An 18,870-nucleotide genomic window follows, 5' to 3' on the forward strand; every position below is an offset into this window, starting at 1 on the left:
CGGGGGATCACGGGGCGCTCTTGTTTCGAGAGGACACCTCTTGATCTGCGCCGTCAGAAATTCCGCTGGCCCATGACGGTAAAGGACTGATCATATGACCAACGTAGTAATCGCATCCGCCGCACGAACAGGTGTCGGCAGCTTCAGTGGTTCGTTTGCGAACACCCCTGCACATGATCTGGGCGCTGCCGTCCTGGAAGCAGTTGTAGATCGCGCCGGGATTGAAAAAGGCGAAGTCAGCGAAACCATCTTGGGTCAGGTTCTGACTGCCGCTCAGGGTCAGAATCCCGCGCGCCAGGCGCATATCAACGCCGGTCTGCCGCAGGAAAGCGCCGCCTGGGGTATCAACCAGGTTTGCGGCTCGGGCCTGCGTGCCGTTGCTCTGGGCGCTCAGCACATCCAGCTGGGTGACGCAGAGATCGTCGCTGCCGGTGGCCAGGAAAACATGACCCTTTCGCCCCACGCCGCCGCCCTGCGCGCCGGTCACAAGATGGGCGACATGAAATACATCGACACCATGATCCGCGACGGTCTGTGGGACGCCTTCAACGGCTATCACATGGGTCAGACCGCTGAAAACGTAGCAGAGAAATGGCAGATCAGCCGCGATATGCAGGATGAATTCGCCGTTGCATCGCAGAACAAGGCCGAGGCGGCTCAGAACGCCGGCAAGTTCGCTGATGAAATCGTGCCCTTCACCATCAAGACCCGCAAGGGCGATATCGTGATGGACAAGGACGAGTACGTTCGCCACGGCGCAACGATGGAAGCCATGGCAAAGCTGCGCCCCGCCTTCGCCAAAGACGGATCGGTTACCGCTGCCAACGCGTCGGGGCTGAATGACGGCGCGGCTGCTACCCTGCTGATGTCGGCTGAAAACGCCGAAAAGCGCGGCATCGAGCCTCTGGCTCGCATCGCATCCTACGCGACCGCGGGTCTGGACCCGTCGATCATGGGCGTTGGCCCGATCTACGCGTCGCGCAAAGCACTGGAAAAAGCGGGCTGGTCTGTTGACGATCTGGATCTGGTAGAAGCCAACGAAGCCTTTGCCGCGCAAGCCTGCGCCGTGAACAAGGACATGGGCTGGGATCCGTCGATCGTGAACGTCAACGGCGGCGCCATTGCAATCGGCCACCCAATCGGCGCGTCGGGCTGTCGGGTTCTGAACACATTGCTGTTCGAAATGAAGCGACGCGACGCGAAGAAGGGTCTGGCGACCCTCTGCATCGGCGGCGGCATGGGTGTCGCCCTGTGTGTGGAGCGCGACTAAGTGCTCTGACAAACACATAGAAAAGGGCGTCCGCTGGGCGCCCTTTTTTGTTACATTGGGGTTCTGCCCCTTAGATGCGACGATATTGCCATCCGGAAACGCGAGATTCATGACGAAACAATATTGCGCACGATCACCTCTCAAAGTAACAGCATTACCAAGATGACTAAAATTGGAGGATTCATAAATGGCACGTACAGCACTCGTTACCGGCGGTTCCCGCGGCATCGGCGCAGCAATTTCCAGGGCGCTCAAGGCCGAAGGGTACAATGTTGCGGCCACCTATGCAGGGAATGACGAAGCCGCCGCGAAGTTCACCGAAGAGACCGGTATCAAGACCTACAAGTGGAACGTCGCCGACTATGACGAATCCAAAGCAGGCATCGAAAGGGTCGAGGCCGAAGTTGGCCCTGTCGATATCGTTGTGGCCAACGCAGGCATCACCCGCGACGCACCGTTCCACAAGATGACACCCGATCAGTGGAGAGACGTGATCGATACCAACCTGACCGGTGTGTTCAACACAGTGCACCCCGTCTGGCCCGGCATGCGCGAGCGCAAGTTCGGCCGCGTGATCGTCATCAGCTCGATCAATGGGCAGAAAGGACAGTTTGCTCAGGTGAACTATGCGGCGACCAAAGCAGGCGACCTGGGCATTGTGAAGTCTCTGGCGCAGGAAGGTGCCCGCGCAGGCATCACTGCCAACGCAATCTGCCCTGGCTATATCGCAACCGAAATGGTTATGGCGGTACCTGAGAAGGTGCGCGAATCCATCATCGGCCAGATCCCGGCAGGTCGCCTGGGCGAGCCCGAGGAAATCGCGCGTTGTGTCGCCTTCCTCGCTTCAGACGATTCGCAGTTCATCAACGGCTCGACCATTTCGGCCAATGGTGCGCAGTTCTTCGTCTGATCCAGAATTCAGAATATAGAGCGGGCCGGTCCTTTTGGACCGGCCCTTTCTTATCCCGTAAGATCGCGCGCGCTGCGATCAGCGGGAACCGAATATCCATCCCCAGAACTGCCAGACCACCTGGCTGCGTTCCTGATGGGCGCGCAGGATCGCCATCTGAGCAGCGGGATTTGTTGTCACCTCGATCATGGCAGTCTCCTTCTCAATTCAGTTTTATTTGACCTGACGTTAATATAAAGGTTACAAACAAAGGTAACAAACGAGCTTTGTTCGATCTTCAGTTAAGATTTATTTCATTATGAGTGATTATCTTCCTCCGCTTACCGCCCTGCGGGCTTTTGATGCCGCAGCCCGGCACATGTCATTCGCAAAAGCAGCGGAAGAACTGCATGTTACCCCGGCGGCGCTATCCTTTCAGATCAAGTCGCTGGAGGAACATCTTGGACAGCCGTTGTTTCGCCGTCTGAACCGGGCAGTTGAACTGACCGAGGCTGGGCGTACGCTTGCACCCGGTGCTGCCGAAGGTTTTGCGCGGCTTCAGGCGGCTTGGGTCGCGACGCGCAGGTTGCAGGACAATAGAACGCTGATCCTCACAGCAGGGCCAGCGCTGACCGCCAAGTGGCTGGCCCCGCGCCTTTTCGAATTTGCCCGATTGCATCCCGATATCGAATTGCGGCTGTCCGCGTCGCTAAAAGTCGTCGATCTGCGGCGGGATGACGTGGACGCAGCGATCCGTTTCGGAACTTCAGACGATACAGGCTTGGCTTCATACGCTGCCCGTCCGGATTGGGTGACGCCGATAATGACACCGGAGCTACATGAAAAATTTCAAACACCTGCCGCACTTCGTGAAGCGCCGCTGATATTTGACGATTCGCTATCCAAAGTAGCGCCTGGCTGCGACTGGCCGTCTTGGTTCAAAGCCGTTGGTATTTCCTATTCTCCGTCAATGGGTACACATTTTTCTCAACCGGATCACGCTATCGATGCGGCTTGTGCCGGATTGGGCGTCGCGCTGGGTCGAAGACCGTTGATTATCAAGGATGTAAGCGAGGGTCGGCTGGTCGCACCCTTCAAAGTGGCTGTTCAGACCGAGGCTCGGTTTCGTTTCATTTGTCTGCCTGAAGCCAAAGACCGCCCGGAAGTTGCGGCTTTCCGAGATTGGTTCTTTTCAGAAATCGAAAAAACCGCACATATGTGGGATGATTTTGAAATCATCCCTGAAAAGGAGCTCAGGCGCTCATGACCCGATCCCGCGCCACTGCAATCGGCTTTGTCGCCGTATTGCTGTGGTCCCTGTTGGCCCTGTTCACTGTTGGCTCGACCCCAACACCACCACTGCTGCTGAACACCATTTGCTTTACGATTGGAGGCACGCTTGGACTGATCTGGGCAGCGGCAACTGGCGGGCTGAACAGTTTGAAAAAGGTGCCCTGGACAACCTACCTTTTTGGCGCACTGGGTCTGTTCGGCTATCACGCGCTGTATTTTTCGGCCCTGCGCATGGCACCCGCAGCCGAGGCCGGTCTGATCGCTTATCTCTGGCCTTTGCTTATTGTTCTGCTGTCGGGTTTGCTACCTGGCGAACAACTGCGCCTTGGTCACCTGATCGGGGCTTTCCTGGGCTTTGCAGGGGCTGCCGTGATCATCGCCGGGGGCGGCAACGCAGGCTTTCAGACGCAACATCTGCCGGGATATGCTTTGGCCCTGCTCTGCGCGCTGACCTGGTCGGGCTATTCCGTCTTGTCACGCAAGCTGGGCGACACGCCAACCAGTTCTGTCGCAGTATTCTGCCTTGCGGCTGCACTAGCTTCGGGCCTGCTGCATCTGGCTTTGGAAGACACAGTACTGCCCGAAACGGCACTGGGCTGGGCTTCGGTATTGGCACTTGGTCTCGGGCCTGTCGGGCTGGCGTTTTATGTTTGGGATATCGGGGTCAAGCAAGGCGACATTCAAATACTCGGAACCGCATCTTACGCGGCCCCGTTGTTGTCGACCCTTGTTTTGGTGGTGGCCGGGATCGCAGCCCCATCCTGGGGTCTTGCGATCGCGGCCTTTCTGGTCACCGGCGGAGCCTTGATCGCGGCCCGCGCCAGTTTGAAATCTTAGGCAGACAGGCGTTCGATCTCTTCTTTCAGCTTAAGTTTCTGCTTTTTCAGCTGGGCAATATGGAGATCATCGATGCCTGGCGAGCGTTGGGCTTCTTCCACTTCTAGACCGAGAGATTCGTGCTTTTTCTTCAGTTCCGTCAGATGTGCGCTCACGCTCATTGCGATCCTCCTTGTTTACGTGTCTGTATGTCACGTAAGAAGTTGACCACATCGTTTCACCCCTGTCACGCTGCGGACGCACAGAATCTGTAATAAATCCGACAAATTCGGCTGGTCATTGCCGATGAACGTCAAGACCGGGGTAGTGGGGCGGCGTGCCGAAGCACTGCAGAGACAGTCTCTGTATAGCTTTCGCCATCTTTTTCGTGCCGCTCGCCTGCGTGTAGAATCAAAGGTGCGTGGAGGCGAAAAGCCGCACGCCCGCTTTTGCGGGCGCTTAAGATAATCAGCTCCGCCTCGCGACCCGTCCGTGCGCTTAATGGCAGAACTTCGATTGAACCCAGCTTTCCCTGGCAGGCTGACAGCATGTCAGGCAGGCGATCGGCTTTCTGGATTATGTGCAGGTACCCTTGCGGGGCAAGACGTTTGGCCGCCACGGTGATCCAGTTACCCAGCGGAGTTTTTTCACCCAGAGCAATGCTTCGCCCGATGTCATTGGCTGGGCTGTGCGCCCCCGCGCGATAATAGGGCGGGTTCGCAATAACGTGATCGAACTGACGTTGCCGGATCTCATCAGGCAAATCGTTCAGATCTGCCTCAATGACGGCCAGATCGGAACCGTTGATCTCTGCATTCCGACGGGCCAAATCTGCATAGGCAGGCTGCAATTCAACACCAACCAGCCGCAACCTCGGCACCCGAGCGGACAGGCAGAGAATGGCAGCCCCTGCGCCACATCCCAGCTCCAGCACGGATTGTCCGGCCTTGGCAGGCACGTTTGCGGCCAGCAAAACCGGGTCTATCCCGGCGCGATAACCTGTCGCAGGTTGCAGCAATCGAACCTGGCCGCCCAGGAATTCGTTGCACGTCAATTCACTGTCATCAAAGCGGGTCATCGGCCCAGCGGGATCTCGTTATCGCGCATCACACGCTCGGCGCGGGTCAGGTCATCGGTTCGAACCATCAGCCGACGGGGAAAGATTCCTATACCACCTTCTAGGATGCTCATATTTACGTCCATCTGAAAGCAGTCTATATCCTCGCCCTCAAGGAGAGCGGATGCAAAGGCCAGGATTGTCGGATCGGTACTGCGCAATAGTTCTTTCATGGGGATGGATGTAAGGGCAAGGCGAGGCAGAAGTCGAGCCTTGTATCAGGAGTGTGATGACCGTCGACATGATCTCAAAACCGCATGAGCGCCTCGCTGAAATCTTGGCGGGTGAGATGGAGGCCGTGAACACGTTGATCCGCACGCGGATGGCGTCGGAACATGCGCCACGTATCCCGGAAGTGACTCAGCATCTGGTCGAAGCGGGCGGAAAGCGATTGCGCCCAATGCTGACATTGGCGGCTGCTCGCCTGTTTGGCTATTCCGGCGACCACCACGTGCGCCTTGCCGCAACAGTCGAGTTTATTCACACCGCCACTTTGCTGCATGACGACGTCGTGGATGAAAGTGCACAGCGACGTGGCCGCCCGACTGCGAATCTGCTGTGGGACAACAAATCCAGCGTGCTGGTCGGCGATTACCTGTTTTCCCGCAGCTTCCAGCTGATGGTCGAGACAGGCTCGCTTCGGGTGCTGGATATTTTGGCCAACGCTTCGGCGACCATCGCCGAAGGCGAGGTGCTGCAAATGACCGCCGCAACCGATTTGCGCACGGACAAAAGTGTTTATTTGCAGGTCGTGCGCGGAAAGACCGCAGCCTTGTTCTCAGCCGCGACAGAAGTGGGTGGCGTGATCGCCGGTGCGTCAGAAGAGCAGGTCAAAGCGCTGTTCGATTATGGCGATGCCTTGGGGATCGCCTTCCAGATTGCCGACGACCTGCTGGATTATCAGGGCGACAGCAAGGCGACTGGCAAAAACGTGGGCGATGATTTCCGCGAACGAAAGCTGACCCTGCCTGTCATCAAAGCCGTGGCGCAATCAACGCCCGAAGAGCGCGCCTTTTGGGTACGCACGATAGAAAAGGGCCGCCAGCAGGACGGTGATCTGGATCATGCGCTGGGATTGATGGACAGATACGCTACGCTGGAAGAAACCCGGCAAGACGCATTGGGTTGGGCCAACAAGGCCAAGACCGCACTGGAAGTTCTACCGGATCATGAGATTCGCAGCCTGCTGCGCGAACTCGCCGATTACGTAGTTTCGCGTCTCAATTAAGCTGCGTGGCGCGGCACCACCAATCAGGATGCGCTGCGCCAATCTCATAAGCCGCGAAATGCGCGTCTTTCATTGTTGGATAGAGCGCGAAACAGGTCGACCCCGAACCCGACATGCGCGCCATGAGGGCGCGATTGGTCATGTTCAGCTCGTCTAGTACCTGTTCGATCTCACGCGCAACGCCTATGGCAGGCACCTGCAGGTCATTGCGCTGTTCGCATAGCCATTGGGCACAGTCCTCAGCGCTTTCAAACCCAGGAATACTCTCAGGCATCGGCGGATTGTCTCTGGACGCCAACGTGTTGAAAACCGCTCCTGTCGGCACCGGCACATTCGGGTTGACCAGAAGGGCTGGCAGGTACGGCAGGTCAACAGCAGATAGCTTGTCGCCGATGCCCCGCATTCTGACCGCCCGACACTCCAGACAGACGGGTACATCTGCCCCCAGTGACAACGGCAGGTCCGGCGGGACGTCGCGACCCTGACCGGCCAAAGCCCAAAGCGTGGCGGCCGCATCCGACGAGCCCCCCCCGATGCCCGCCCCGTGAGGCAGAGATTTAGTCAGATCTATTTGCCCGGTCCAACCGACACCTTCTGCTGCCTTCCACACCAGATTGCGGCAGTCGGTAGGCACCCCTTTCGCAAATTCTCCGTGTACGTCTAACGACAACGCAGGACCCGGCGTAAAGGTCAACCGGTCGCCCAAATCTGCAAAAACAACCAACGAATCCAATAGGTGATAGCCATCAGGACGACGGCCAGTCACATGCAGGGTCAGGTTGATCTTGGCGGGCGCAAACGCCTCAGTTTCCATTGGCCACTTTCAATGGCTCCGCACCTTCTTCGGCCAGAACAGTATCCAAGCCGACCTCAATCTTGCGCCGAATACGATCCGGATCCGCTTCGCCATCGATGTCTTCCGGGTCGATAAAGGACAAAGCGCGGCTCCACTGGAACTCAGCCTCGCGTGCGCGCCCAACGGCCCAATAGACATCGCCCAGATGATCATTGACCACCGGATCGACCGGCATCAGTTCAACGGCATGCTCCATGTGTTCAACCGCCTCATCGTAACGCCCCAGACGGAACAGAACCCAGCCCAGGCTGTCTACGATGTAGCCGCTGTCTGGACGGGCAGCAACGGCACGCTGAATCATGTCCAAAGCTTCATCCAGCTTTTCTTGGCGTTCAACCAGCGAGTAACCCAGATAATTCAGGACCTGAGGCTGATCCGGGTTCAGCTCCAGCGCCCGGCGGAAATCGGTTTCAGCCTGATCCCATTGTTTCAGCCGCTCATGACTGATGCCACGGGCATAGTGCAGGAACCAGTTCCCGCCGGCAGCGCTGTCTGTCAAAGCAATCGCGGTGTCATACGAGGCAACCGCCGCCGCATAGTTTTCCTGACGGCGCTGCAGATCGGCCAAAGCAACATGCACACTGGGCAGGTCAGCGTCCTGTGCGGCAAGGTTCTGCAAAACCTCAACTGCCGCGTCGGTCTTGCCCGACCGGTCCAGAACTTCGGCCCGTCCCAATTCGGCCACGTGATGATCATTGCTGCCCGCCGGGACCAGGCGATAGGCCTCAACGGCCAGATCATATTGTTCCAACTTGTCCAGAAGCTCGGCGCTCAGCAGAATGGCATCGACGTGATCAGGGCGCAGAAAGCTGGCCAGTCGCGTATAGAGCAGAACATAATCCGCCGAGGCTTCGCTGTTCAATGCGGCACCAACCGTAAAGAATATCTCGGCCATGCCATCCTGAGCGGATCGTGCATGAGTGAACGGCAAAGTCTCTCCCGCCGCCAATTGGCTCATAAACGTCTCTATGGTCGGATCACTGCCTGCCACAAACACATTGTCCAGAAACTGAATGGCTTCTTCGTTGCGATCCAGTTGCGACAAAATCTCGGTGCGGGCCAAAGCAGCCCGACGCGAGAACCGGGCAACCGTGCCATCGTTAACCGCGAGTATTGCCTCGGCACCTTCAAAATCGCCGATGGACGCCAATGCCATCGACTTGTGGTAAAGCGCGAATTCCTTAAGACCTTCCTGAGTGGCAACAGAATCGAACTGTTCCATCGCCTTTGTCATCTCACCCTGTCCAAGATAGGCCCAGGCGATCATCAGACCGTCCACCAGCGGGCCGATACCCTGTGATTCAGGGTCGCGGGCCAAAAGCTCGTCAAGCTTACCCTCGGCGATCAAATTGGCCGAAATCGCCATGCGCGCGGCTTGGCTGGGCAGGTTTGCTTCCTCGATCTGCTCGGCGATGGGTAAAGCACGCGCGATTTCCCCAAGTGCGATGCGGGCAACAACGACGCTTTCCAGAAGCAGCGGATTTTGGGGATCAAACCTCAGAGCCTGGGCGTAATACCGTTCAGCGGCGGAATAATCGCTTTCATAGATCGCCTGGCGCCCGGCCAGATATGACCCCGCACCTGATTCGGAAAATGCCGGGACTGCGACCGACGTCATGAGCAGCGCGGACAAAGCCGCGCGACGAACCAGGGAAACCACCGAAATCCTGCCTTACTATCGTTGACTGACAGTTAAGCTAGGGCTTCGGTCGGCAAGAGGCAATGGCAGAGCCTTCACGACACTGCCATTGCCCGTTTTTTGCTTACATGTTCGGATAGTTTGGTCCGTCGCCACCCTGCGGTGTGGTCCAGGTGATGTTCTGGCTGGGATCCTTGATGTCACAGGTTTTGCAGTGGACACAGTTCTGGAAATTGATCACGAATCGCGGACCGTCTTCATCCTCGACCATCTCGTACACACCTGCCGGGCAATAGCGCTGCGCCGGTTCGTCGAACTTGGGTAGGTTGACCTTAACCGGAACCTCGGGGTCAGCCAGACGCAGGTGGCAGGGCTGGCTTTCCTCGTGGTTGGTCGCCGCAAAGGATACGTTGGTCAGACGGTCGAAGGACAGAGTGCCATCGGGTTTCGGGTAATCGATGGGCTGATGTTTACTGGCCTCTTCAGTTGCTTCGGCGTCGTTCTTGCCGTGACCCAGGGTACCCAACAGCGAAAAGCCCAGCGTGTTGGTCCACATGTCCATGCCACCCAGCACCAGCGAAGCAGTCAGACCGTATTTCGACCACAGCGGTTTGACATTGCGAACCTTTTTCAGATCGCTGCCGATGGCGCCATCGCGCACGTCTGTTTCATAAGCGGTCAGCTCATCGCCCGAGCGCTCAGCTTTGATCGCGTCGAAAGCGGCCTCGGCCGCGGCCTTACCGGACAGCATCGCGTTATGGTTGCCTTTGATGCGCGGCACGTTGACCATGCCCGCAGAACAGCCCAGCAGCGCGACGCCGGGTGCCACCAGTTTCGGCATCGACTGATAACCGCCCTCGGTGATCGCTCGCGCACCATAGGCCACGCGCTTGCCGCCTTTCAGCAGCTCGGCCACCATCGGGTGATGCTTGAAGCGCTGGAATTCCATGTACGGATACAGGTGCGGGTTCTTGTAGTTCAGGTGAACCACAAAACCGACATACACCTGATTGTTTTCAAGGTGATAGATGAACGACCCGCCACCTGCATTGCTGCCCAGCGGCCAGCCCATGGTGTGCGTGACACGGCCTTCCTTGTGCTTGGCAGGGTCGATCTCCCAGATCTCTTTCATGCCGACGCCGTATTTCTGCACCTCTTTACCGGCAGACAGGTCATACTTGGCAATGATTTCTTTGGACAGCGAGCCGCGGACACCTTCCGACAGGAAGACGTATTTGCCGTGCAGTTCCATGCCTGGCTCGGTGTTCGGTCCATAAGATCCGTCAGCTTCCAGACCAAAGACACCGGCAACCACGCCTTTGACTTCGCCATTGTCGCCATAAACCATTTCCGAGCACGCCATGCCCGGGAAGATTTCGACGCCCAACTCTTCGGCTTGCTCGGCCATCCAGCGGCAAACATTGCCCATCGAGACGATATAGTTGCCGTGGTTGTTCATCAGTGGCGGCATCGGGAAATTGGGGATGCGAATCTTGCCCGCTTCACCCAGCATGTAAAAGTTGTCTTCATGCACCGGCACGTTTAGCGGCGCGCCTTTTTCTTTCCAGTCCGGGATAAGCGCATCCAGACCGCAGGGATCAAGAACCGCACCCGAAAGGATATGCGCACCCACTTCCGAGCCCTTTTCCAGCACCACGACGTTCAGTTCGGCATCCAGCTGTTTCAGACGAATGGCCGCAGACAGGCCCGCGGGGCCTGCACCCACGATCACCACATCGTATTCCATCGCTTCGCGTTCAATCTCGGCCATCGCGGGCTCCCTAGCTAACTTTCCGATTTGGCGCTGTCACCGCCTGATCTGCGCAATTTTGTTTCACGGCTGATTACATGCTCGGAAAGACATTGGTCAATCGAAACACGGCGTAACAAGGGCGCTATTCGACACATCAGGCCTCTGGCGCATCCCCCATCAGGTATCTCGGACCGCTACCATGGGATTTTGCCCTGTCATCTGGGTTGTAAAGCGCACATTTCGGCAGGCTCAGGCACCCGCACCCGATGCAGCCATCCAGATTGTCGCGTAACCGCATCAGAGTATCGATTCGCTGGTCCAGATGGGCGCGCAATTGCATACTAATGGCCTTCCAGTCCTGCGGCGTTGGCGTGCGGTTTCCCGGAAGCCCAGACAACACTTCACGGATTTCAGGCAGGGTCAGGCCAAACTGTTGCGCGATCATGACAAAGCTCAGTCGTCGAATGTCAGCTCGTTGATAACGCCGCTGTCCACCGGGATTGCGCCAGGGCGAAATCAATCCCTGCGCTTCATAGTACCGGATGGCCGATACAGCTAACCCGGTGCGCCGGGCCAATACGCCAATTGTCAGCCCTTCTGAAACAGCCATCATAACCTCAAAAAAATTCCTTGACCTAAAGTTAGGTTTAGAAATTACGGTGAGTCGGGACAAGCCAAAAAACAGGAGATCCCATGATGGCAACGCTTGAACATACCAACTTCACCGTCCGCGACCCGCAGGCTTCGGCCGCCTGGATGCAAAAGGTCTTTGGCTGGAAAACCCGCTGGGAAGGCCCGGCAATTGCGGGCGGATACACTGTTCATGTTGGTTCCGCCCACACATATCTGGCGTTGTACAAACCCGATGAGCCGACACCATCGGGTGAAAGCAGCTATGATGTCATCGGCGGGCTGAACCATGTGGGGGTGTTGGTCGAAGACCTCGACTCAACCGAGGCCAAAGTCCGTAAGGCAGGGTTCGAGCCTCACAATCATGCCGACTACGAACCGGGTCGCCGATTCTATTTCAGGGACGATAACGGCATCGAGTTCGAAGTAGTGCAATATGATTGAGATGTTGTGGCTCAGCACCCCGTCTCAGCGGTGGCGCAGGTCGCGACATCCCGATCAACGGCACAGGCCCCATCCGAAATCAAAACGGCGCGAAGTCGCGAATTGATCGTCGCTGGCGCTGTCTCCTCTTGCAATTCACGTGGCATTTGGGTCAGGTAACTGCCAACCTAACATTCGCCCCGACGCTCCTGTGCGGCGGGGCGAGTCAATTTAAGCGTGGACGTAGAGAGTATGGAAAAGATCCCAATGACGCCTGCGGGCAATACCGCGCTCGGGGCGGAGCTGAAAAACCTCAAATCAGTTGAACGCCCGGCGATCATCGAAGCCATCGCATCAGCGCGTGAACTTGGCGACCTTAAGGAAAACGCCGAGTACCACTCGGCCCGCGAAAAACAGGGCTTTATCGAAGGCCGCATCAAAGAGTTGGAAGGCATCCTGTCTCTGGCGGACGTGATCGATCCGGCGAAACTGTCCGGCGCGGTCAAGTTTGGCGCAAAAGTTACGTTGGTCGACGAAGATACCGATGAGGAAAAGACCTGGCAGATCGTTGGGGAATACGAGGCCAATATCGAAAACGGCCTGCTGAACATCAAATCCCCCATCGCCCGCGCCCTGATCGGCAAGGATGAAGGGGACAGCGTCGAAGTGCGCACCCCAGGCGGTGTGCGTTCTTATGAAATCCTGAGTATCGAGTACGCCTGACCGGAGCGCATGTTATGTCGGGGCCCAAACCTGACCCGGAAACCGAAAGACCGACGTCGCTGGGCATCTATGATCGCCCGAAGACACCGTCTGTCACTGAAATTGAGATTGTCGCACTGGTGCTCAGCCTGATCTGGCTGGTGGTATCGGTCGTCTTTCTGGTGTTGCCTGACCGGGGGCAAAATGGTGGCATTATCGTCACCTTTCTGGCTGTGTTCATGCCTGTGGCGATGATCTGGGTTGCAGCCACTGCCATGCGTGCCAGCCGGGTGATGCGCGAAGAAAGCGAACGCCTGCAAACAGCGATTGACGCGATCCGACAGGCTTATGTGGCGCAGCAGCAGCGCGCCTCCAGCACCTATGAGCCTGCGGTGGCGAAAAAGCTGGATGAAATCGCGGCGGCCACACGAAAAACCGAAGATGCGCTGGCGACATTCTCGACCAAGCGCACCGTGCCGGCGTCGGCGCCGGTGCAATCCTCTGTTCCGGGTGGCCAGACCGCGCTTGAGCTGGGCACGTCGGCAGAAGAGATCACACCACCGCTGAGCACCGGGGTTTTCATCCGCGCGCTGAATTTCCCGGAAACAGAAGATGACATCGAAGGGTTCAATGCACTTCGCGTCGCGTTGAAGGACCGCAAGACAGCAAAGCTTATTCAAGCTTCGCAGGATGTTCTGACGCTGCTTAGTCAGGAAGGCATCTATATGGATGACCTGCGGCCCGATATGGCCCGCCCCGAAACCTGGCGCCAATTCGCCCAAGGCACACGCGGACGTTCTGTTGCCGCATTGGGCGGTGTGCGCGACAGGTCCTCTCTGGCGCTGACGGCGGCGCGGATGAAACAGGATCCGATTTTCCGCGACGCCGCCCACCACTTCCTGCGCCGGTTCGACAAGATGATGGCCGAGTTCGAGCCCGTCGCAAGCGATGCGGACCTGAGTGCGTTGGGCGAGACCCGCACCGCACGGGCATTCATGCTGCTGGGTCGGGTGGCCGGGACTTTTGACTAATCAGGTCTCACGATCCAAGACATCTTGACCGCGCTGCTAAAACCAAACAGGTACTTCAACGGTCCGGTTTGTTCTTCACCTACAGGCTGGAACCCTTCGCGCTCATACAAGGCGCGGGCGCGGGGGTTTGTGTCGATGACATCAAGCTGAACCTCCGACATGTTCTGATTGCGGGCCTCACGCTTGATGGCATCCAGCAATGCCGTGCCTACCCCTTTGCCGCGCGCCTCGGCGGCGACAAAAATGCCATCCATCTGGAACACGCCCGGGTTCAACTTGCGCTCTAGTACGCTCAGAATAAGTGCCCGCCAGATGGCCCCGAACCAGCCATAAACCCGTGCCAGGTCTGACATGCTGCCTCCGGCCAGGGCACCTTCATGGGTCTTGAATCCCGCCAACCCCAGCATCCGGCCCGTTTCGTCCCGCGCAACCAGCGCAAAATCGGGGTTCAATACGGTTTCAAAGAAGGCCAAACCTCTTTCATCCGGGCCCATGACCTTGTTCAGTTTGGCCGCGAATGCCTGCCAGAACAGGGCAGCCGCCTCCGCGCGTTCCTGATTGGCGAACCCACGTGAAATTGTGACCGTCACAACCCGAAACTTCCAAATGGAAGAAAACGAACCACATCGCCCGGTTTGATGTGCCGTTCACCATCTTCGATTTCAACCAACCCTTCAGCCCAGCAAAGGCCACTGATCCGACCTGACCCTTCCGAATGGAATACTTCAGCCCGCCCATCCCGCATTCGAGCGCGCAGGTATTCGCGGCGACCGGGTTTTTTGCGCTTTTCAAAGGCGGCTGGCACTTCGAAACCCTGCGGTTCGGCCCAGCCTTCGCCTGCCATCAGGCCCAGAGCCGGACGCGCGAAGATCAGCGTACAGACCATGGCGGCCACCGGGTTGCCCGGCAGGCCAAACACCGGCACGCCAGACCACAGACCCAACGCCAACGGACGCCCGGGCTTCAACGCTATGCGCCAGTGTTGCATCGCCCCTGCCTGACGCAGCAGGGCCGAGACGTGATCTTCGTCACCTGCCGAAGCGCCACCGCTTGTTAAAATCACATCGGCTTGTTTTGCGGCCTGATCCAACCGATCTCGCAGGGCCTCGCGATTATCTGCAACACGCCCCATATCAACGGGCTCAAACCCCATCCGATGGGCTAAGGACAACAGCATTGGGCGGTTGGCGTCAAATATCTGACCCGGAGCGGCACTCTCTCCGGCTTCGACCAGTTCATCGCCCGTGGATACCACAGCTACGCGCAGCGGCTTGCGTACGTTCACCTCGGCAATCCCTACGGCGGACAGCAGCGCAAGGTCTGCTGGTGTCAACCGGCGTCCGGCAGGCAGAGCCATATCGCCTGCAACCACATCCTCACCTGCGCGCCGAGTATTGGCGCCCTTCTTCAGTGGACCGTGGAACGCAATATGCCCGTCTTCAACCGTGACATCCTCTTCCAGAATAACCGTATCCACTCCATCAGGCAGCGCCGCGCCGGTCAGCACACGCAACGCCCGACCTTTGGGCACGTCTGCTTCAAACGGAATACCTGCTGCCGCACGCCCGTCACCCAGCGGCATGACTTGCGGGCCATCGGGGACGGGGCCAGCAAATCCGAAACCATCCACAGCTGTGTTGGGCTGGGGCGGATTCGAGCGTTGGGCGATCACATCCTCAGCCAGAATGCGCTCGCTCGCCTTGGTTAGCGACACCGTCTCAGCCGAGGTAATCGGATGCAGTTTATCGCGCAAATAGGCCAGCGCCTCGTCTACCGGGGTCCACTCCACTCCGGCAGGCAACGCAAAACAATCGTTGCGCAACGGGGGAGGGGCTATGTTCGGTTTGTTCTGAGGTACACCCAATATCCAACCTTCCTCTGCCGCTGAAACATTCAATTGCGCGTCCAACTCCTGCTCTGTCAAACGTGACAGAGTCAAGGCGACCTGTTCGACCTGCCAGGCATCCTTGATCCGCCCTGCTGGCGGCTTGCCCAATGTAAGCGAGGGCCAGATTTCCACAATGGCAATAGGTTTCTCCAGCGGTTCGAACGGCCAGACCGCGACCTGCCCGGCAAAACGATGACGCAGTCGGTTCAAAACCGGGAGCCCCATCATCACCTGTCCACCAACAGCCCCCGCGCCTGCCATCTGCCAACAAGTGAAGCTGCCCTTTGCCAGGGTTTCCACGACGCGACGGTCCGGGAATGGGTTGGAATAACCCGTTTTAGTACGTGGCAAGCCGACAATATCGCGACGCAGGCCATTCATCCAGAACGGGCCACGACCACCAAACTGCAGGTTGACGCGGCCAGCCAGATCAAAACGATTGTTGGTTTGGGGGGAATCCTCGACATGCCGATCGAACCAGTCCCACAATGCCAACGGATCGTCTGTGCCTGTTATCGCCCGGGCAAAACCGGATGGATAACCAAAGGGGAAATCGAACCCCAGGAACAGACGGCGACCGGCCTTCAGCTCGGCGCGGATCAGAGTATCCAGCCATTGCTTTGCGACCAGCCTGTTGCGCAGGTATTCGGGTTCCAGCGCCTTGCTATTACGTACAATACAAGCCCAGATCGCATCTTTGCGTGGGGTCGGCCCGGTGTCGTTTCCACCAGACCAATCCACCATTGCAAAGGTCTGGAACGTGCTCACAAACCGACCTCTTTCAGTATGAAGCCTGCAATCCCGGCGGTATCGTTCAGGTCTAAAACCGGGCGATCCAGTTCAAGCGTCGTATCGCTGGCCACTGCGCGGATGGTGCTGTTTTTCGGGGCCATCAGGGCATTGCCCGCCTCGGCGCGGAAGGCTTCGATCTTGGGGTGGTTTTCGCGCTTGAAGCCTTCGACCAACACCAGATCAACCGGTGAAAGTCGCGCCAGCAGTTCAGACAAAGGCGGCTCTGGTGCGCCGCGCAATTCCTGCATCAGAGCAATGCGCTGTCCTGAGGCAAGCAGCACCTCGCTGGCCCCGGCGACGCGGTGTCGGTGACTGTCGGTTCCCGGTTGATCCACATCGACGCTGTGATGCGCGTGCTTGACGGTCGAGACCGTAAAGCCACGGCCCGTGAGCTCGGTCACCAGCCGCTCCATCAATCCCGTTTTACCAGCATTCTTCCAGCCGGTGACGCCGTACACCCTCATGCCCGCTCCAACAATGTCCGGGCGCGGTCCAGATCTTCGGGCGTGTTGACGTTGAAGAACGGATCAAACGGATCAGCGCTAAACAAAGCCTCGCGCCCGTCATGTTTGTCAGTCCACAGCACAACCTTGCGCAGCCCGTCCGTCAGCGCCACCCGCAGATCGTCGCGTAGCGTCACGGGCCACAGCCCAAATGTCGGATGTCGGTTGACCCGCTTGCCCCCCCCGGATTTCAGCGCCTCCGCGCCCGTGCGTGGCGTGGTGGCCAATACCAGAGGATGCACCTGCCCTTTCGCGGCCTCTTGCAGTCGCGCCACCAAATCGAGCGGGAAGAATGGCGTATCTGCGGCCGCCGTCACGATGCTGTCTGCCCCCTGCTCTGCCGCCCAGTCGAGCCCGGCCAGAACACCGGCCAGAGGGCCTGCGAAGCCGTCGATCGTGTCAGCCAAAATGGGCAAGTTCAGATCGCTAAAGCGCTCTGGATCACCATTGGCGTTCAGCGCCAGACCGCTCACCTGTGGAGACAGGCGTTCAATGACATGGGACAGCAGGCTCTGCCCTCCGATCTGCAAAAGGCCTTTGTCGCCACCGCCCATACGGGTGGCGAGACCGCCTGCGAGGATGATACCGACAGGTTTGGTCATGATGGGGCCTCGATATCCGGCCATTTTCGGAATTTCTCTAGCGGCGTGAGTATTATAAACACATTTGCCAGACCAAACAGGATGTAACACAGGCTTAGCGGCAAACCTGAAAAGCTGGACAGGTCTAGGCTCAGCCTAATGTAGGCTGGCAACATGAAGAAGGCAGTCATTGGAGCAACAACTAGGCAGAAATAGAATCGAAACCTACGGGCTGATCTCCTGACTTCGTCAGAGAACTCTACCGGGCGCGGCAAGCCCTTAAGAAGAATGCGTTGCAATCCTGCGTTTTGCTGCTGCATCGCCAATCCCCGTGAACTCCATGTCGAACCGGACAGAAACAACAAGTCCAACCATCCGACGTAGTCTCTTGGCTCCCACCCCAATCGATCCAGTGTGTCTTCGTCCACCCCTGCCATCCCATCTACGATGGCCCGTTTGCCGCGTGCATAATTTCGCGCCGCAAGAATGCTTAGCGGTAAGATACTGACCGCCACAACAAACAAGAAAAAAAGTCTAAGAGTTTCCAAAATCATCCCGCGCTCTTCCGGCGATGTTTTTTGTCTTCTACTGCAACGGTTGACGGGTCCACGTCGCGCAGCAGGCGGTCTTGGCCCGACAGACAGACGAAGCGCTGTCCGCGCATCCGACCGATCAGCGTCAACCCGACCTCGCGCGCGATCTCGACACCCCAGGCAGTGAAGCCCGAGCGGGAAGCCAGAACCGGAATGCCCATCATCGCAGTTTTGATCACCATCTCGGATGTCAGGCGGCCGGTAGTGTAGAGGATCTTGTCCTCTGCCGTCTCATCCTCGGACAACATCCAGCCTGCAATCTTGTCGACGGCGTTGTGGCGGCCCACGTCCTCCATATACACCAGCGGGCGGTTTTCACAGCACAGGACAGTGCCGTGGATTGCCCCGGCCTCGAGATACAGCGACGGAGTGCGGTTGATCTTCGAGGCCAGTTCGTACAGCCACGAAGTACGCACCTGAACCTGCGGCAGATGTACGTCCTCAAGCCCCTCCATCATGTCGCCAAACACTGTACCCACAGCGCAACCGCTGGTGCGGGTCTTTTTCTTCAGCTTATCCTCATAAGACGTCTGGCGCGCGGTGCGGACGATCACGGTTTCAAGATCGTCATCATATTCCACGCGCGTGATTTCGTCATCCGCCAGCAGCATCCCCTGATTGCGCAGAAAGCCCAGAGCCAGATATTCGGGGTAATCGCCAATGGTCATCGCAGTCACGATTTCCTGAGAATTCAGGAATATCGTCAACGGGCGCTCTTCAACCACCGATATCTGGCTGGACTCACCGTTCTGGTCCACGCCCTCAACCGCGCGGGTCAGGCGTATCGCGCCCGGATCTGGAGCGACAAGATAGTCCGACAGGTCGAATTTCGTGGCCAATTGCAACCCCTTCCCAAGACAGTTACT

Annotated in this window: 21 protein-coding genes; 8 read left to right on the forward strand and 13 right to left on the reverse strand. The window is 58.0% G+C overall.

Annotation, left to right across the window (positions count from 1 at the left end; translation table 11 throughout):
- The first annotated feature begins 94 nt into the window (after positions 1 to 94).
- The 4 genes from Q0816_RS11850 (at position 95) to Q0816_RS11865 (ending at position 4,289) form a co-directional block, all read left to right on the forward strand.
- Positions 95 to 1,270, forward strand: coding sequence for an acetyl-CoA C-acetyltransferase (locus Q0816_RS11850; protein ID WP_298850656.1), 1,176 nt, complete (start codon positions 95 to 97; stop codon positions 1,268 to 1,270).
- 187 nt (positions 1,271 to 1,457) lie between these two features.
- Positions 1,458 to 2,180, forward strand: coding sequence for an acetoacetyl-CoA reductase (phbB, locus tag Q0816_RS11855; RefSeq protein ID WP_298850658.1), 723 nt, complete (start codon positions 1,458 to 1,460; stop codon positions 2,178 to 2,180).
- A 298-nt stretch (positions 2,181 to 2,478) separates the two neighbouring features.
- Positions 2,479 to 3,426: a transcriptional regulator GcvA gene (locus tag Q0816_RS11860; protein WP_298850660.1), complete on the forward strand. Its 948-nt coding sequence runs from the start codon at positions 2,479 to 2,481 to the stop codon at positions 3,424 to 3,426.
- Positions 3,423 to 4,289: an EamA family transporter gene (locus Q0816_RS11865; RefSeq protein ID WP_298850662.1), complete on the forward strand. Its 867-nt coding sequence runs from the start codon at positions 3,423 to 3,425 to the stop codon at positions 4,287 to 4,289. The genes Q0816_RS11860 and Q0816_RS11865 overlap by 4 nt, the downstream gene beginning before the upstream one ends.
- Here Q0816_RS11865 and Q0816_RS11870 read toward each other — a convergent pair.
- From Q0816_RS11870 to Q0816_RS11880, 3 genes are all read right to left on the reverse strand, one after another.
- The gene (locus Q0816_RS11870; RefSeq protein ID WP_170346328.1) at positions 4,286 to 4,450 is read right to left on the reverse strand and encodes a DUF465 domain-containing protein; all 165 of its coding nucleotides are present in this window, start codon (positions 4,448 to 4,450) and stop codon (positions 4,286 to 4,288) included. The two genes, Q0816_RS11865 and Q0816_RS11870, sit on opposite strands and share 4 nt — an antisense overlap.
- 131 nt (positions 4,451 to 4,581) lie before the next feature.
- Positions 4,582 to 5,346 carry a methyltransferase gene (locus Q0816_RS11875; RefSeq protein WP_298850670.1) on the reverse strand — a complete coding sequence of 255 codons (765 nt, stop codon included), beginning with the start codon at positions 5,344 to 5,346 and terminating at the stop codon, positions 4,582 to 4,584.
- A complete protein-coding gene (locus tag Q0816_RS11880; protein WP_120632374.1) occupies positions 5,343 to 5,558 on the reverse strand; it encodes a DUF2007 domain-containing protein in 216 nt (71 codons plus the stop codon). Before Q0816_RS11880 ends, Q0816_RS11875 begins: the two co-directional genes overlap by 4 nt.
- A gap of 56 nt (positions 5,559 to 5,614) precedes the next feature.
- On the opposite strand from Q0816_RS11880, the gene Q0816_RS11885 reads away from it, so the two are divergent.
- Complete coding sequence (locus Q0816_RS11885; protein WP_298850677.1) at positions 5,615 to 6,613, forward strand: polyprenyl synthetase family protein; 999 nt, start codon at positions 5,615 to 5,617, stop codon at positions 6,611 to 6,613.
- Here Q0816_RS11885 and Q0816_RS11890 read toward each other — a convergent pair.
- The 4 genes from Q0816_RS11890 to soxR all read right to left on the reverse strand — a co-directional run bounded on the left by Q0816_RS11890 (position 6,606) and on the right by soxR (position 11,471).
- A complete protein-coding gene (locus Q0816_RS11890; protein WP_298850679.1) occupies positions 6,606 to 7,427 on the reverse strand; it encodes a 4-(cytidine 5'-diphospho)-2-C-methyl-D-erythritol kinase in 822 nt (273 codons plus the stop codon). The genes Q0816_RS11885 and Q0816_RS11890 overlap by 8 nt on opposite strands.
- Positions 7,417 to 9,087 (reverse strand): tetratricopeptide repeat protein, encoded by a 1,671-nt coding sequence (locus tag Q0816_RS11895; RefSeq protein ID WP_298850912.1) that lies wholly within the window; start codon positions 9,085 to 9,087, stop codon positions 7,417 to 7,419. The genes Q0816_RS11890 and Q0816_RS11895 overlap by 11 nt, the downstream gene beginning before the upstream one ends.
- Positions 9,088 to 9,232: 145 nt before the next feature.
- Entirely contained in the window at positions 9,233 to 10,879 is a 1,647-nt protein-coding gene (locus tag Q0816_RS11900) for an electron transfer flavoprotein-ubiquinone oxidoreductase (protein WP_298850682.1), read from the reverse strand.
- 136 nt (positions 10,880 to 11,015) lie between these two features.
- The gene (gene soxR, locus Q0816_RS11905; RefSeq protein WP_298850684.1) at positions 11,016 to 11,471 is read right to left on the reverse strand and encodes a redox-sensitive transcriptional activator SoxR; all 456 of its coding nucleotides are present in this window, start codon (positions 11,469 to 11,471) and stop codon (positions 11,016 to 11,018) included.
- Positions 11,472 to 11,554: 83 nt separating this feature from the next.
- Here soxR and Q0816_RS11910 point away from each other — a divergent pair, with 83 nt between their 5' ends.
- From Q0816_RS11910 to Q0816_RS11920, 3 genes are all read left to right on the forward strand, one after another.
- On the forward strand, positions 11,555 to 11,935 hold the full coding sequence (locus Q0816_RS11910) for a VOC family protein (RefSeq protein WP_298850686.1): 381 nt from the start codon (positions 11,555 to 11,557) through the stop codon (positions 11,933 to 11,935).
- Positions 11,936 to 12,166: 231 nt separating this feature from the next.
- Positions 12,167 to 12,637, forward strand: a complete 471-nt coding sequence (greA, locus tag Q0816_RS11915) for a transcription elongation factor GreA (RefSeq protein WP_298850688.1) — start codon at positions 12,167 to 12,169, stop codon at positions 12,635 to 12,637.
- A gap of 14 nt (positions 12,638 to 12,651) precedes the next feature.
- Positions 12,652 to 13,647, forward strand: coding sequence for a hypothetical protein (locus Q0816_RS11920; protein WP_298850690.1), 996 nt, complete (start codon positions 12,652 to 12,654; stop codon positions 13,645 to 13,647).
- On the opposite strand, the gene Q0816_RS11925 is transcribed toward Q0816_RS11920, so the two are convergent.
- Genes Q0816_RS11925 through Q0816_RS11950 form a run of 6 tightly spaced genes read right to left on the reverse strand, consistent with a single transcriptional unit; the run spans position 13,644 to position 18,849 of the window.
- Positions 13,644 to 14,237, reverse strand: a complete 594-nt coding sequence (locus tag Q0816_RS11925; RefSeq protein ID WP_298850692.1) for a GNAT family N-acetyltransferase — start codon at positions 14,235 to 14,237, stop codon at positions 13,644 to 13,646. The two genes, Q0816_RS11920 and Q0816_RS11925, sit on opposite strands and share 4 nt — an antisense overlap.
- Complete coding sequence (glp, locus tag Q0816_RS11930; RefSeq protein ID WP_298850914.1) at positions 14,234 to 16,279, reverse strand: gephyrin-like molybdotransferase Glp; 2,046 nt, start codon at positions 16,277 to 16,279, stop codon at positions 14,234 to 14,236. Before glp ends, Q0816_RS11925 begins: the two co-directional genes overlap by 4 nt.
- Positions 16,280 to 16,299: 20 nt before the next feature.
- The gene (mobB, locus tag Q0816_RS11935) at positions 16,300 to 16,791 is read right to left on the reverse strand and encodes a molybdopterin-guanine dinucleotide biosynthesis protein B (protein WP_298850694.1); all 492 of its coding nucleotides are present in this window, start codon (positions 16,789 to 16,791) and stop codon (positions 16,300 to 16,302) included.
- The gene (mobA, locus tag Q0816_RS11940; RefSeq protein ID WP_298850695.1) at positions 16,788 to 17,432 is read right to left on the reverse strand and encodes a molybdenum cofactor guanylyltransferase MobA; all 645 of its coding nucleotides are present in this window, start codon (positions 17,430 to 17,432) and stop codon (positions 16,788 to 16,790) included. The genes mobB and mobA overlap by 4 nt, the downstream gene beginning before the upstream one ends.
- Positions 17,429 to 17,965, reverse strand: a complete 537-nt coding sequence (locus Q0816_RS11945; protein ID WP_298850696.1) for a hypothetical protein — start codon at positions 17,963 to 17,965, stop codon at positions 17,429 to 17,431. Before Q0816_RS11945 ends, mobA begins: the two co-directional genes overlap by 4 nt.
- The gene (locus Q0816_RS11950; RefSeq protein ID WP_298850916.1) at positions 17,962 to 18,849 is read right to left on the reverse strand and encodes a formate dehydrogenase accessory sulfurtransferase FdhD; all 888 of its coding nucleotides are present in this window, start codon (positions 18,847 to 18,849) and stop codon (positions 17,962 to 17,964) included. Before Q0816_RS11950 ends, Q0816_RS11945 begins: the two co-directional genes overlap by 4 nt.
- Positions 18,850 to 18,870: the final 21 nt, after the last annotated feature.

Source organism: uncultured Ruegeria sp. (assembly GCF_947497005.1).
Lineage (GTDB): Bacteria > Pseudomonadota > Alphaproteobacteria > Rhodobacterales > Rhodobacteraceae > Ruegeria.